The following is a 13,787-nucleotide window of genomic DNA, read 5'->3' on the forward strand; positions in this document are numbered from 1 at the left end:
CAGGGATTCAGCACCGACTTTTACGCCGAGTTATCCACAGGTGGAAAACTTATTTGCCTGGGTTTCTCAAGTTTTTCCCCAAGGTCCACAGCCTCTACTACTATTACTTAAAAAGCGTATTATATAGATAACGCTACGCTTGGGAGGACAGAAAAAATGAAATTCACGATCACACGTGCCACGTTCATCAAATCGTTGAATGATGTGTCCAGGGCCATTACCACGAAGACCACCATTCCGATCCTGACGAACCTGAAGATGGACTTAACGGACACTGCTTTAGTGCTGACCGGCAGTGATGCCGACATCTCAATTGAAAGCAAAATCGACGCCACCAGTGAGCAAAACGATCTGCAAATCGAAGACACCGGCAGCATCACCGTGCCAGCACGGTTCTTCACCGAAATCGTTAAGCGCCTGCCAGAGAAGACGATGACCGTGGACGTTCAGGACAACTTCCAGACTGTCATCACCAGTGGCTCGTCTGAATTCAAGATCAACGGCTTGGACGCAAACAACTATCCGCGATTGCCAGAAGTGTCCAGCGAGGATGCACTGACGGTGCCAGCCGACGTGTTGCGTCAGCTTATCTCACAAACCGTTATTGCTGTTTCGACCCAGGAGAGTCGGCCGATCCTGACTGGTGTCCACATTCAAATTGAAAAGGGCAAGCTGATTGCCGTTGCGACCGATTCCCACCGCCTGGCTCAGCGCACACTGGATCTGCCCAATGCCGGGGATGCCAGCTACGACGTCATCATTCCAGGTAAGAGTCTGACTGAACTGGGCCGGACACTGACCGATGACATTGAGAATGTCGAAATCCGGTTTGCCTCTAATCAGGTGCTGTTCATCGCCGGTAACACGATGTTCTACTCACGACTTTTGGAAGGCAACTATCCGGATACCAGCCGCCTGATTCCAACAACCAGCACGACCAACATCGAATTCGACGCGCCAACTCTGCTGGCAGCCATTGGCCGGGCCAGCTTACTGTCACACGAAAGCTCCAACAACGTGGTTCGGCTCAGCCTGAACATTGCCAAGCAAACGGCCACGATTTACGGCAACTCGCCTGACGTCGGGAACGTCGAAGAAGCCCTCCAGTTCCAGAAGCTGGAAGGCGACGACCTCGAAATTTCGTTCAACCCGGATTACATGAAAGATGCGCTGCAAGGCATTGGCGGGACCTCAATCGTTCTCGCGTTCACTGCGCCACTACGGCCATTCACTTTGGTGCCAACTGAGGACAAAGAGCACTTTGTTCAGCTGATCACACCAGTCCGGACCTTCTAACTAAACCCGTTTTGATATTACCCCTGTGGCCTTTTGGTCGCAGGGGTTTTTGCATTGCGTAATCTACGGCTAGAAAGGGGGCCGCGAGATGCGTAAGTGGTGGTTATGGTTCGTCATGTTGGTCGGAATGTTTTGGGGTGGCGGGCAGCGAGTCGAGGCGGCGCTGCCTTATCAGAATCTGTTGTTTGAAAATGTGACGTGGTCGCCTGGGATGCAAAGTGGGGGTATGTATATGCTTCCCAAAGACCTTTGGACAGTGGTCAATCAAGACGTTAAGCTAAGAACTCCCTGGACATTGGACCACGGACGAAGCTTTTTGGGAAGTCCGAAGTTAATTATTTCAAGAATAAACACAAGCAGTTCAGGTCAGATTCAACCAGCGCCGGAACTATCTATTTCCTTGTTCGGAGACCTGTTAATTAAACCAAGAACGGTTGGTGAACAATTTTATCGGATAAAAACTATCAATCTGGAGAATGAAGAGAGCTTTGAGATGGATTTCACTCTGCATGTCGTTTCAAGTGTTGGCACAGACCCAAAAGCTTTTCGCGTGAATACTAACGGGTATGAAATATTCGATTTTGTCCCGCTTGAACTATTTTTGGTCGATGTAAATGAGCATAAATATGTGCTCCCTTTAAGTAAATGGCATACAGCGGCAGACCCCAATATGCTTTCCTTAGTGTTGACCCCCAATTTGCAACCTTTGTCATCTAATGAAGAGCTTACTGTGTATCGACCGCCAGCGGTCACAGACCTTCAGAGAATCCAAGCAGGCAGCTACAGGGTTATTCATCATCCAAATCCTATTGCTGTCAATCAACGTGGGGAAGCCACCGTTAAGCTGCCTGTTATTGTGCCACCATATGGCGATGGCCAGGTTAGATTTGCATGGGTCAGCGCTAGCGGCAAAAGAACTGTATTACCAATTACAGAAGATGGCACGGTCCATTTTAGCGGCTTAACTAGGGCGAGCTTCCCGATGAAATGGCAGATTGAGTATAAAATCTCACCTTTCAAGAGTGATGACGACAAGGCGTCGCAGGTGTACGATTACGACAATATTTTGGGAACGTTTCTCGATCCACTAACCAGCGACATTCCCGTCGTCCCACTGCCACCGCTTTTCACTGGTACATATACTTTGGCGCAAATCGCCGCCGGCTCGATCGCCGTTGCGCCTGAGTGGCATCAGTTGGACATCACCGCGAACGGACCGTGGACACTGCAAATAAGTCTCAAGGCGCCACCAGCGCTGCCGATGCGGCTGCGTTTGGGCGAGCAGGAGACCGGAACCGAAGAGGCGGCGATTGCGCTTTCTGGAGTTGATAATCAAACCGTGTCCCTAGCCGAAAGTCGGCTGATCATTCCGAAAACGCCGCTGCTTTCACCTGGCACTTACACGGCAGAGATAACGTTTAGTCTGATTCGGGGCCCAACCTCATAATAAAGTGGCCATTCTCGCCGAAAAACGCGAGAATGGCCATTTTTTGCGTTTTGGCCGTTTTTGCCTTCTTTGTGTACGGTGGACCGTCCCCCACTAAATCAGCCGCAGAGCCGCTTAAAACGCCAAATTGGATTGAAGCTTATGCATTAATACGGTATAATATATAGGTAGTAAATTCGCACATTGCGATAAATCTAACGTCAAAGGAGTGGCAGCATGTCGACTGTGACGATCACAACCGCCTTCATTACACTGGGGCAGCTTTTGAAAGATGCCGGTGTCGTGGATAGCGGCGGCGCGGCTAAGTATTTTCTGAAAGAAAATACGGTGCTGGTCAATGACCAGGCCGAGGACCGGCGTGGGCGCAAGCTTGAGGCTGGCGATACCGTAACTTTACCGGATCACACCAGCTTCACCGTGGCGCGCGCGTGAAGCTTGAGCACCTGACCCTGCATAATTACCGTAATTATGCGGACGTCGATACTGATTTTTCGCCGCAGATCAACGTGCTGATCGGCGAGAACGCACAAGGCAAAACGAACCTGCTCGAGGCGGTGTACGTGTTGGCGTTAGCACGCAGCCACCGCACCAACAATGACCGCGAACTGATCCGTTTTGGTGAAGACTTCGCTCGGGTCAATGGGCGCATCGGTCGCAGCAGTGGCCCGATGCAATTGGAGCTGGTGATTTCAACGCAGGGGAAGCGTGCCCGTGTCAATCAGATCGAGCAGCCGAAGCTCTCCCAATACCTTGGTCGGTTCAACGTGGTGTTATTTGCGCCGGAAGACCTCGCGATTGTCAAAGGTAGCCCGGCCAACCGCCGGCGCTTTATCAACATGGAATTCGGACAGATGAGTCCCAAGTACCTGTACAACCTGACTCAGTACCGCACCATGCTGAAACAGCGCAACGCGTACCTTAAGCAGCTGAAGTACCACCAGGCTAAAGACCTGGTCTACCTTTCCGTTTTGTCGGATCAGCTGGCAGCGTACGGCGCCGAAATTGTCTCTGCGAGAGAGACCCTGCTTCACCAGATGGCAGGCTTTGCCGCGGTAATCCACAGCGGCATCACCAAAGGCCAGGAGAAGCTGACGTTCGAGTACCGGACGCAAGTGCCGTCAAGTGCCCGTGGCGATGTCAAAACGGCCTACAAGGCGCTTCAGGACCTTTATAGCGAACACCAAAGCCGGGAGATCGACCAAGGCACCTCGCTGGTCGGCGCCCACCGCGATGATGTGGCGTTCATTGTGAACGGCAAAGACGTGGCAAATTTTGGCAGCCAGGGTCAGCAGCGCACCACTGCGCTGGCTGTGAAGCTCGCCGAAATCGACCTGATGAAGGCCCAAACCGGGGAGTACCCGGTGCTGCTGCTTGACGATGTGCTGTCCGAACTGGATGACACGCGCCAGACTCATTTACTGAAGGCCATCCAAAACAAGGTGCAGACTTTTCTCACCACCACTAGCCTGGATGGCATTGCCCAGGAAATAATTGAGACCCCGGCCGTGTATCACGTGCAAAATGGGGTTCTGACCGCAGACTCTGCGGAAGCGTAAGGAGGAGCATGAATGGCAGAAGATAAAGAAACCCAAGAAGAGCTCGTCAAGGAAAAAGAGGAAAAGGCCGCCGAATACGACGCCAGCCAGATCCAAGTCCTTGAAGGTCTTGAAGCGGTCCGCAAGCGGCCGGGGATGTACATTGGGACGACCTCGAGTCAGGGTCTGCACCACCTGGTGTGGGAAATCATCGACAACGGGATTGACGAAGCCCTTGCCGGGTTTGCCAGCGAAATCGATGTCGTGGTTGAGCCGGACAATTCCATCACCGTCACCGATGACGGACGCGGGATCCCAGTCGACATTCAAAAGAAAACCGGCCGGCCAGCGTTGGAGACGGTTTACACTATTCTGCACGCCGGCGGTAAGTTTGGCGGCGGCGGATACAAGGTGTCCGGCGGGCTGCACGGGGTTGGCGCGTCTGTCGTCAACGCCCTTTCGACCGAACTGGATGTCGTGGTCACCCGTGGCGGCAAGCGTTACTACATCGACTTCACGCGCGGCAAAGTGAAGACCCCGATGAAGATTATCGGGGATGCGCCGGAGCATGAGCACGGCACCAAGGTTCATTTTGTACCGGACCCGGACATTTTCACTGAAACCACGACCTATGACGACAAAATTCTGGTGCAGCGCATTCGCGAGCTGGCCTTCCTGAACAAGGGCCTGCAGCTGAACTTCACCGACAAGCGCAAGGACACCGCCGAAAAGCTGTCGTTCAAGGCGGAAGGCGGCATTCGCGAGTACGTCGAATTCCTCGACAAGGGGAAGGACAACCTGCTGCCGGAGCCGATTTACGTGGAAGGCCAGTACAAAGGCATCACCGTTGAAGTCGCGCTTCAGTACGCCACCAACGGCTACGCCAGCAACCTGTTGACGTTTGCCAACAACATCCACACCATCGAAGGCGGGACTCACGAAACCGGCTTTAAGGCCGCGCTGACGCGTGTCATCAACGACTACGCCCACAAGTCAGGTGCCTTGAAGGAAAACGACGAGCCGCTGTCTGGTGAAGATGTGCGTGAAGGCATGACCGCTGTGGTTTCCGTCAAGCACCCGGATCCGCAATTTGAAGGTCAGACCAAGACCAAGCTTGGCAATGCTGACGCCCGGACGGCCGTTGACCGTATGTTCTCCGAGCACTTCTCCAAGTTCTTGATGGAGCACCCGGCAGAGGGTAAGCAGCTGATCGACAAGGCCATGCTGGCGAATAAGGCCCGCGCCGCTGCTAAACGTGCGCGTGAGGTCACCCGCAAGAAGTCTGGGCTGGAAATTTCCAACTTACCAGGCAAGCTGGCGGATAACTCCAGCAAGGATCCTGAGATTTCCGAGCTGTTCATCGTCGAAGGGGATTCCGCGGGCGGTTCCGCGAAGTCCGGCCGCAGTCGCTTGACGCAGGCCATCCTGCCGATTCGGGGGAAGATCCTGAACGTTGAAAAAGCCAGCATGGAGCGCATTTTGGCTAACGAGGAAATTCGGACGCTGTTCACCGCCATGGGCACCGGGTTTGGCGATGACTTCGACGTCTCCAAGGCTCGTTATCACAAACTGATCATCATGACCGATGCCGATGTTGACGGTGCGCACATTCGCACGCTGCTTCTGACGCTGATTTATCGCTATATGCGGCCGCTTCTGGATGCCGGCTACGTCTACATCGCCCAGCCGCCGCTGTATCGGGTGCGTCAAGGCAAAATGATGAAGTACATCGACTCCGACGAAGAACTGGAAGAAACGCTGGGGCAGCTGCCACCGTCACCAAAGCCGGAGATTCAGCGTTACAAAGGGCTTGGCGAAATGGATGCCAGCCAGCTCTGGGAAACCACCATGGATCCGGACAAGCGCCGGCTTCTGCGGGTTTCCCCAGAGGACGCCGAGAACGCTGATGGTATTTTCGAAATGCTGATGGGCGACTCGGTCGGCCCGCGCCGCCAGTTCATCGAAGATAACGCGGTTTACGTCGACAGCAAGAACATCGATGCTTAATCGGGGGGCCTTGTGACCTACGCCGGGAATGGCTGGCGACGCGTAGCTAGAAGTAGCGGACACCGCTTCGAGCCTCGCAAGCGAGTCTCTCAGTCGGGTCTTCTGCTAGGCGGTAAACCGCCAAGCAGAATTTCGAAACTGACATTCCCGGCTCCGGCCACAAGACGGCATCACCGATGGCAGATATGTCCCCTCGAGCGCGTCGCTACATTGCTTGTACGGAGGCCACTCCCGAGGCATCAGTAAACTTTTTAAGTAAACAGAAGTACCACTAAACAGCACCACTGAGAGGAGCTAAGAATTCACATGGATGATCGTCAAGAAAGCCGGATCACCACCGTTAATCTGGCCAAAACCATGAAGACCTCATTCCTGGAGTACGCGATGAGCGTCATCGTGGCACGGGCCTTGCCCGATGTCAGAGACGGCCTCAAGCCGGTCCAGCGCCGGATCCTGTACGGCATGAATGAACTCGGGGTCACACCGGATAAGCCATACAAGAAGTCCGCACGTATCGTTGGGGATGTCATGGGGAAATATCACCCGCATGGTGACTCATCGATTTACGAAGGCATGGTCCGCATGGCGCAGGACTTTTCCTACCGCTACATGCTGGTCGACGGGCACGGGAACTTCGGCTCTGTCGACGGCGATGGTGCCGCCGCGATGCGGTACACCGAAGCCCGCATGAGCAAGATCACAATGGAAATGCTCCGCGACATCAACAAGGACACCATCGATTATCAGGACAATTACGATGGCACCGAAAAAGAGCCGACCGTGCTGCCGGCGCGCTTCCCGAACCTGCTGGTCAACGGCGCGACCGGGATCGCCGTGGGGATGACCACTAACATTCCGCCGCACAACCTGGCGGAGGTCATTTCCGCGCTGCACATCTTGATGGATAATCCGGACGCGACGACAGCGGACCTGATGTCTGCGCTGCCTGGGCCCGATTTTCCGACTGGCGGGCTGGTCATCGGCAAGTCTGGCATTCGCCGGGCATACGAAACCGGCAAGGGCACGATCATCGTGCGCGCCAAGACCGAGATTCAAACGTCGAAAACCGGCAAGGAACGCATCATCGTCACCGAAATTCCGTACATGGTCAACAAGGCGAAAATGGTTGAACGCATCGCCGAGCTGGCCCGGGAAAAGAAGATCGATGGCATCACCGACCTGAACGATGAGTCCGACCGCGACGGGATGCGCATTGTCATTGATGTGCGCCGCGACATGAGCGCTTCCGTGGTGCTGAACAACTTGTACAAGCTGACACCGATGCAGACCGGTTTTTCCTTCAACATGGTCGCCATTGTCAACGGGGCGCCGAAGACCCTCAGCCTCAAGGAAATCCTGCAGTACTACCTGAAGCATCAGGAAGAAGTCATTCGCCGGCGGACCGAGTTTGATCTGAAAAAGGCCCAGGCGCGGGAGCACATCCTGGCCGGGTTGAAAATCGCGCTGGATCACATCGACGAGATCATCAGCATCATCCGCGGCAGTGAAACCGGGGATAAGGCTAAGGTCATCCTGATGGATAAGTTCGGCCTGTCTGATAAGCAAAGCCAGGCCATTCTCGACATGCGGCTGGTCCGCCTGACCGGTCTGGAACGCGAGAAGGTCGAAAACGAGTACAAAGACGTGCTCGCTGCCATTGCCGATTACAAGGACATTTTGGCCAAGCCTGAACGCATCCACCAAATCATTTACGACGAACTGCTCGACATCCAAAAGAAGTTCGGTGACAAGCGCCGCACTGAACTGCTGGTCGGCGAGGACCTGACCATCGAAGACGAAGACCTCATTGAAGAGGAAAACGTTGTGATCACCCTCACGCACAACGGCTACATCAAGCGCCTGCCAAGCGATGAGTTCAAGGCGCAAAACCGCGGCGGCCGTGGAGTCCAAGGAACTGGTGTGCACGACGATGACTTTGTCGAGCACCTGGTCACGACTTCGACCCATGACATGCTGCTGTTCTTCACCAACACCGGTAAGGTTTACCGGATGAAGGGCTACGAAGTCCCTGAGTACAGCCGCACGGCCAAGGGCATCCCAATCATCAACCTGCTGGGCATTGACAACAACGAAAAGATTCAGACGGTGCTGAATGTGAAGCGCCACGACACAGACGCGGATGAGGACGCCGAGGCTGCCAGCGATGACTACCTGTTCTTCGTCACCCGCAACGGGGTCGTCAAGCGCACGCCGACGCGGGAGTTCTACAACATCCGCAAGAACGGCCTGATTGCCTTGAACATGAAAGACGGCGACGAGCTGAGCAACGTCATTTCGACCACCGGCGAAAACACCATCTTCATTGGCACGCACCTGGGCTACTCTGTGACCTTCAAGGAGCAGGACGTCCGCAGCATGGGCCGTTCTGCTACCGGGGTCCGCGGCGTGCGCCTGCGGGACGGGGACTACGTGGTTGGTTCCGACATTCTCAAGCCGGATTCGGAAGTCTTCGTGATCTCCGAAAAAGGCTACGGAAAGCGGACCGCCGCCTCTGAGTACCCAATCAAAGGGCGCGGTGGTAAGGGCATCAAGACTGCCAATATCACCGAAAAGAACGGGCCGCTGGCCGGCGTCACCACCGTTGATGGCACTGAAGACATCATGGTGATCACCGATGCTGGGGTCATGATCCGCTTCAACATTGACACGGTTTCGCAAACTGGGCGGTCCACGCTTGGCGTGCGGCTGATCAAGGTCGATGATGGCGCCAAGGTTGCAACGATGGCAAAGCTGGCCCCAGAGCCAGATGAGCCAGAACCAACCGATAGTGCGGCAAGTGCTGACGGCAGTGCCGCAGCGGCCGCCGACCAGCCTGCAGGCAGCGACGCAGCAAGTGCCGGCTCCTACGCTGGGGATGCAGACTCGCAGGTCAACGAGTTGCTGAAGCGCGCCGAGGATGATCAAGATGATCAATCGGCCAGCGATAGCAACGACAGTGATGACAGTTCAGACGACGATCAATAATTGTTACTTAGATACGGACCGGGCGGGGGATTTTACCTTCCCGGTCCTTTTTGAAAGAAGTGGGTAAAGACAATGCACTATTCTTTGAGTCTGCTAGAGATCATTGGGCGGCTGCTGCTGGCGATGTTGATCTCTGGGGTAATCGGCTACGACCGTGAGCATAAGAACCGGCCAGCGGGCATTAAGACTCATGTGCTGGTGTGCGTGGGCGCATGCATGATTGCGCTGATGCAAAAAGAGATCGGCTTTAACGCGTTGAACACCGCGTTGGCTGAACCTAAGCTCTCCGGTGTGCTGCGGGCCGATGACGCACGTCTGATCGCCCAGGTCGTTTCCGGCATCGGGTTCCTGGGTGCCGGCACCATCATCGTGCAGCACCGCACCGTGCGCGGCCTGACGACTGCGGCGAGTCTGTGGGCCGTTGCCGCCATCGGCTTGGCGATCGGGATGGGTAACTACGACATCGCGATTCCGGGCTCCATCCTGATTATTTTGGTGCTGGTCTTCGCCAAAAATCTACTGCACGTCAACACGATGAAACGATTGTTGGTTCAGTACCATCACCGGGTCGAAACCAAGGAATTCATCCAGCAGTACTTTGACGATCACCACATCAAGGTCACCGACGTCAACTTCCGTGTGACCCAGTCGGACACCGATTCGGTTTACACCAACATCTATGAAATCGAGCTGCCGCGGGGCATGAATTACGCGGACATCATTGAGGACATTTCGATGAACAAGAACATCATGCAGATCCAGACCGTGTCGATCTGACCTTTATGTTTGGGGTCCTAATTAGTGTTACATATAGAGAATAGGAGTAGCGACCGGAGGCGGAATCAGCTCAGTGGTGAAATTGGTGTTAGCGGCTTGAGCTTAGAGTAAGCGGCTTTGCCGCATACTCTAAGCCATGCGTAGCTGCCGCTTACACCGAGGCTCGAAGCGGTGCCCACCATTTCGAGCTCCGCGTCGCCAGCCGAATTCCGCCGGAGGTCGCCGCTCCGCCCCCCCTAGGTGCCGCCCGAAATTCCTTGAGTAAAACCATTCGGTATGATACACTACTAGCTTGTGAGCATGTGCCCTTTTGGCACGCTTACTCCTTGCCCTAGGGAATAGGGCCAATAGTCCATAAGGAGGTGACATGTCAAATGGCTGAAACTAAGTATGAAGTGACCTACATCATTCGTCCAGATATCGACGAAGAGGCCAAGGCTCAATTAGTTGAACGTTTTGACAATATCTTGAAGGAAAATGGTGCCAGCATCATTGATTCCAAGGATTGGCAGAAGCGTAAGTTTGCCTATGAAATCAAGAATTTCACAGAAGGCACTTACCACATCGTTAACCTGACCGCTAACGATTCCAAGGCGATCGACGAATTCGACCGACTTGCTAAGATCAGTAGCGAAATTCTTCGCCACATGATCGTTGTCCGCAACGACTAGTTATCGTTAAGGGGGAAACTTGAATGATCAATAATGTATCATTGACCGGGCGTTTAACGCGCGATGTCGACCTACGTTACACCCAAAGTGGGACCGCGGTCGGGTCATTCACCCTGGCTGTTGACCGGCAGTTCACCAATGCCCAAGGCCAGCGCGAGACGGACTTCATTAACTGTGTGATCTGGCGCAAGAGTGCTGAGAACTTCAGCAATTTCACGCGCAAGGGGTCACTGGTCGGCGTCGAGGGGCACATTCAAACGCGCACCTATGACAACGCCCAAGGCCAGCGGGTCTACGTCACCGAAGTCGTCGTCGAGAACTTCGCGCTGCTGGAAAGCAAGGCGACCACCCAAGCGCGGCCGTCTGAACCGGCAACCGGCAACAACCAAGCACAGGCTGGCGGCTTCGGCCAACAGCCTCAGTCAGGATTTGGCGGCGGGCAGCCTCAACAACGGGCCCCGCAAACACCAAACTTTGGCGCCCCTGCATCATCAGCAGCCAGTGCGAGCCAGCAAAAGCCGGCTCAGTCTGACAACAGTGCCGATCCGTTTGCCAACAATGGCAAGACAATCGACATCTCTGATGATGATCTGCCGTTTTAATCCAATCAGTCTCACCTAGGTAAGGCTGAATCAATCAATGAGTAAAGGAGTGACATCCATGGCACAACAGCGTCGTGGTGGCCGTCGTCGTCGCAAAGTCGACTTCATCGCCGCAAACCACATCGATTACATCGATTACAAAGACACCAATTTGTTGGAACGGTTCATCTCTGAACGGGGCAAGATCTTGCCGCGTCGGGTGACCGGTACCAGCGCCAAAAACCAGCGCAAGCTGACGATCGCAATCAAGCGGTCACGCATCATGGGTCTTCTGCCATTTGTCGTTGAAGACTAGTACCATCCGTCCTTTGCAGAGATGCAAAGGGCTTTTTTTATCGATTCCGTCTGGTGACGGCGAGTTTTCTGCATTCGCTTTCTGTTATATTTTAAAATATTTGTTTGTCAATTCTAAGGCCCGGCCTTGAAAATTTTCGCGTTTAGGCCCACCATAGAGAGTGGAGACAGTGTTGAATGCGTTTATCTCAAATCCCTCAGGAGGCGATTAAACTTGGCAGAGCCACATTCACGGCAGTCATTGATTTTGGCAACGTTTGAGCGGCACGATAAGCTCGATCAGATTTTAAGCGACATGTCAGATGAAGAATTAAACGGGACCTTTCCTTTCAAAGGCCGCGATCGTAACGTTCGCGACGTTTTGGTCCAGCTGGCAGCTTGGCAAAAAATGTACCTGGATTGGAGCAAAGCAAACCTGGCTGGGACCGCAAAGCGTTTCATGCCGAAACCCTATAGTTGGAAGAATAGCGGTAAGCTGAGCCGCAAGATCTGGCAGGCCAACCAGAAGACCACGCTGACGGAGGCCAAAAAAGCCTTCGAAAGTTTGTACAGCGATCTGATGGACCAGTTCGAGCAAGCCAATAATGAGGAAATGTTCCTCAGGGGCTTCTACCCCTGGACCGGCAGCCTGTCGCTTGGCGAGTTTGCGACCATGGTTGCTTCCACACACTACGCTTGGGCAATCAAAGTCCTGACGCAGTACCTGAAAACAACGCGGGCGGAAAAGCCGCTTGCTAAGACGAAGTAACATCCGCTGAAAAGCGACCGCGCTGGCCGCTTTTTTTATCTCAAGGAGAAAAACATGAAACTGACAATGACAGTGACCATGACTGACACGGAGACACGCGTGACCCTAGGCGATGGGCTGGGCACCATGCTGCTGACGCGCGACCTGGAGCAACCGGTGCCTGCAAATGATGTGCGCCTCGCGACGGCCGCTAAGGTGTTGGTCGGCGTTGGCGACGTACCAGCGAAGGCGGACGGTGTGATTATCCTTGGCGTCCCGGACAGCGTGGACGGGGTCAAGGTCCAGCGCTTTTTTGAACAGCTGATCGCAGACGGCAGTGCTTCGGCCACCGGGACAGCGGTTCAGCAATTGCTGGAGGCGCAGATGTGGGTGTTGGTCCGCTTAGGCATTCAGCTGAAGGATGCCGCTCCGACTAAGAAGCGGCCCCCCAAGGCCCGGCATCGCTTCAACAAGGCGCTGAAGACGCACGCGTTCCACGTGAAACGCGGCGGTAGCGAGGCGACGGTGTACTGGACTGCAGCCAAGGAAATGACTATTGTGCCTGGGGCCAAGCTGGTCCGTGAGCCGATGCTCAATCGCGACGGTTCGCAGAGCTACGGCACCAAGTACGGAGACAAGTTGCGCGCAGACAACGCGGCTAAGATTTCTGATTACACCACGACTGCCGCGGTGACCCTGCGCAGTGTGAACGAAGTCGGTCTGTTTCTGTATTACGGCGACACGAATGGCTGGTTAGAATTGATCGATGACGATGGGAAAACGTTGGATGAGCTGACCCGAGTCGACTGAATTGATGGTTAACCCGCAGATAGTCTCCATATACAGAAAAAAATATTTCTAAATCTAAGTTTTTTATTTGCTGAAAATAAGCACGATTTTCACCGCGGCCGCGGCTTTCATTTATTATTTTCTTCTGAAACTGTTATTTTTATTTTCTGCATCTTTTAAGCTCTTTAATTGAAACCGTTTTTCTTATACCGTGTAGGCTAGTTAAGTGTGTTAAGTGTGAATGGAGCTGAACGGCGATTGAAAAATATTAGTCGGCTGGTGCGCGCGCAACGCAAAAAGCTCGGCTTGACGATCGAACAACTGGCAGAGCAAGCTGGCGTTTCGGTCAGCTTGCTTTCCCGAGTTGAACGCGGCGACGTTGATAACATCAGCATCAAGAAATTAACGGAAATCGGCGATGCGTTGGGACTTACTCTGGCTGACTTTTTTGCGGCCGACCAGTTCGCCGATATCAACACCCTGGCGTTGCTGAATTACCTCAAAACTTTGCCAGAAGCAAAGCGGCAGCAAATCTCAGCGGCTTTGTTGACATTGTTGCAGTCCTTCGAATAAAAAGTGGATAATGAAGTCGCGGTGCGTCCAATGAAGTGCCATAGAAAAGTTAGACAAATTTTCTACCACAACAATATCTGGTTC

The 13,787-nt window shown here is 54.0% G+C and carries 13 protein-coding genes; all 13 read left to right on the forward strand.

Features of this window, described 5'->3' with window-relative positions:
* Positions 1 to 156: 156 nt before the first annotated feature.
* Positions 157 to 1,296: a DNA polymerase III subunit beta gene (dnaN, locus tag FC75_RS02580; RefSeq protein WP_056989046.1), complete on the forward strand. Its 1,140-nt coding sequence runs from the start codon at positions 157 to 159 to the stop codon at positions 1,294 to 1,296.
* An 88-nt stretch (positions 1,297 to 1,384) separates the two neighbouring features.
* On the forward strand, positions 1,385 to 2,743 hold the full coding sequence (locus FC75_RS02585; protein ID WP_056989047.1) for a hypothetical protein: 1,359 nt from the start codon (positions 1,385 to 1,387) through the stop codon (positions 2,741 to 2,743).
* Between the two features lie 216 nt (positions 2,744 to 2,959).
* The gene (gene yaaA / locus FC75_RS02590) at positions 2,960 to 3,175 is read left to right on the forward strand and encodes a S4 domain-containing protein YaaA (RefSeq protein ID WP_054662798.1); all 216 of its coding nucleotides are present in this window, start codon (positions 2,960 to 2,962) and stop codon (positions 3,173 to 3,175) included.
* Positions 3,172 to 4,299: a DNA replication/repair protein RecF gene (gene recF, locus FC75_RS02595; RefSeq protein WP_054662801.1), complete on the forward strand. Its 1,128-nt coding sequence runs from the start codon at positions 3,172 to 3,174 to the stop codon at positions 4,297 to 4,299. The genes yaaA and recF overlap by 4 nt, the downstream gene beginning before the upstream one ends.
* A gap of 12 nt (positions 4,300 to 4,311) precedes the next feature.
* On the forward strand, positions 4,312 to 6,285 hold the full coding sequence (gene gyrB / locus FC75_RS02600) for a DNA topoisomerase (ATP-hydrolyzing) subunit B (protein ID WP_056989048.1): 1,974 nt from the start codon (positions 4,312 to 4,314) through the stop codon (positions 6,283 to 6,285).
* A 306-nt stretch (positions 6,286 to 6,591) separates the two neighbouring features.
* A complete protein-coding gene (gene gyrA / locus FC75_RS02605; protein ID WP_056989049.1) occupies positions 6,592 to 9,270 on the forward strand; it encodes a DNA gyrase subunit A in 2,679 nt (892 codons plus the stop codon).
* 72 nt (positions 9,271 to 9,342) lie between these two features.
* The gene (locus tag FC75_RS02610) at positions 9,343 to 10,047 is read left to right on the forward strand and encodes an MgtC/SapB family protein (protein ID WP_054662807.1); all 705 of its coding nucleotides are present in this window, start codon (positions 9,343 to 9,345) and stop codon (positions 10,045 to 10,047) included.
* A gap of 374 nt (positions 10,048 to 10,421) precedes the next feature.
* On the forward strand, positions 10,422 to 10,718 hold the full coding sequence (gene rpsF, locus FC75_RS02615; RefSeq protein WP_054662810.1) for a 30S ribosomal protein S6: 297 nt from the start codon (positions 10,422 to 10,424) through the stop codon (positions 10,716 to 10,718).
* 23 nt (positions 10,719 to 10,741) lie between these two features.
* Positions 10,742 to 11,320, forward strand: coding sequence for a single-stranded DNA-binding protein (gene ssb, locus FC75_RS02620; protein ID WP_056989050.1), 579 nt, complete (start codon positions 10,742 to 10,744; stop codon positions 11,318 to 11,320).
* Positions 11,321 to 11,378: 58 nt separating this feature from the next.
* The gene (gene rpsR / locus FC75_RS02625) at positions 11,379 to 11,615 is read left to right on the forward strand and encodes a 30S ribosomal protein S18 (protein WP_054662813.1); all 237 of its coding nucleotides are present in this window, start codon (positions 11,379 to 11,381) and stop codon (positions 11,613 to 11,615) included.
* A 213-nt stretch (positions 11,616 to 11,828) separates the two neighbouring features.
* Positions 11,829 to 12,362 (forward strand): ClbS/DfsB family four-helix bundle protein, encoded by a 534-nt coding sequence (locus tag FC75_RS02630; RefSeq protein ID WP_056989051.1) that lies wholly within the window; start codon positions 11,829 to 11,831, stop codon positions 12,360 to 12,362.
* A gap of 54 nt (positions 12,363 to 12,416) precedes the next feature.
* On the forward strand, positions 12,417 to 13,151 hold the full coding sequence (locus tag FC75_RS02635) for a hypothetical protein (protein ID WP_056989052.1): 735 nt from the start codon (positions 12,417 to 12,419) through the stop codon (positions 13,149 to 13,151).
* 237 nt (positions 13,152 to 13,388) lie between these two features.
* Positions 13,389 to 13,703, forward strand: a complete 315-nt coding sequence (locus FC75_RS02640; RefSeq protein ID WP_054662828.1) for a helix-turn-helix domain-containing protein — start codon at positions 13,389 to 13,391, stop codon at positions 13,701 to 13,703.
* Positions 13,704 to 13,787: the final 84 nt, after the last annotated feature.

The organism is Lacticaseibacillus camelliae DSM 22697 = JCM 13995 (assembly GCF_001436615.1).
Taxonomy (GTDB): domain Bacteria; phylum Bacillota; class Bacilli; order Lactobacillales; family Lactobacillaceae; genus Lacticaseibacillus; species Lacticaseibacillus camelliae.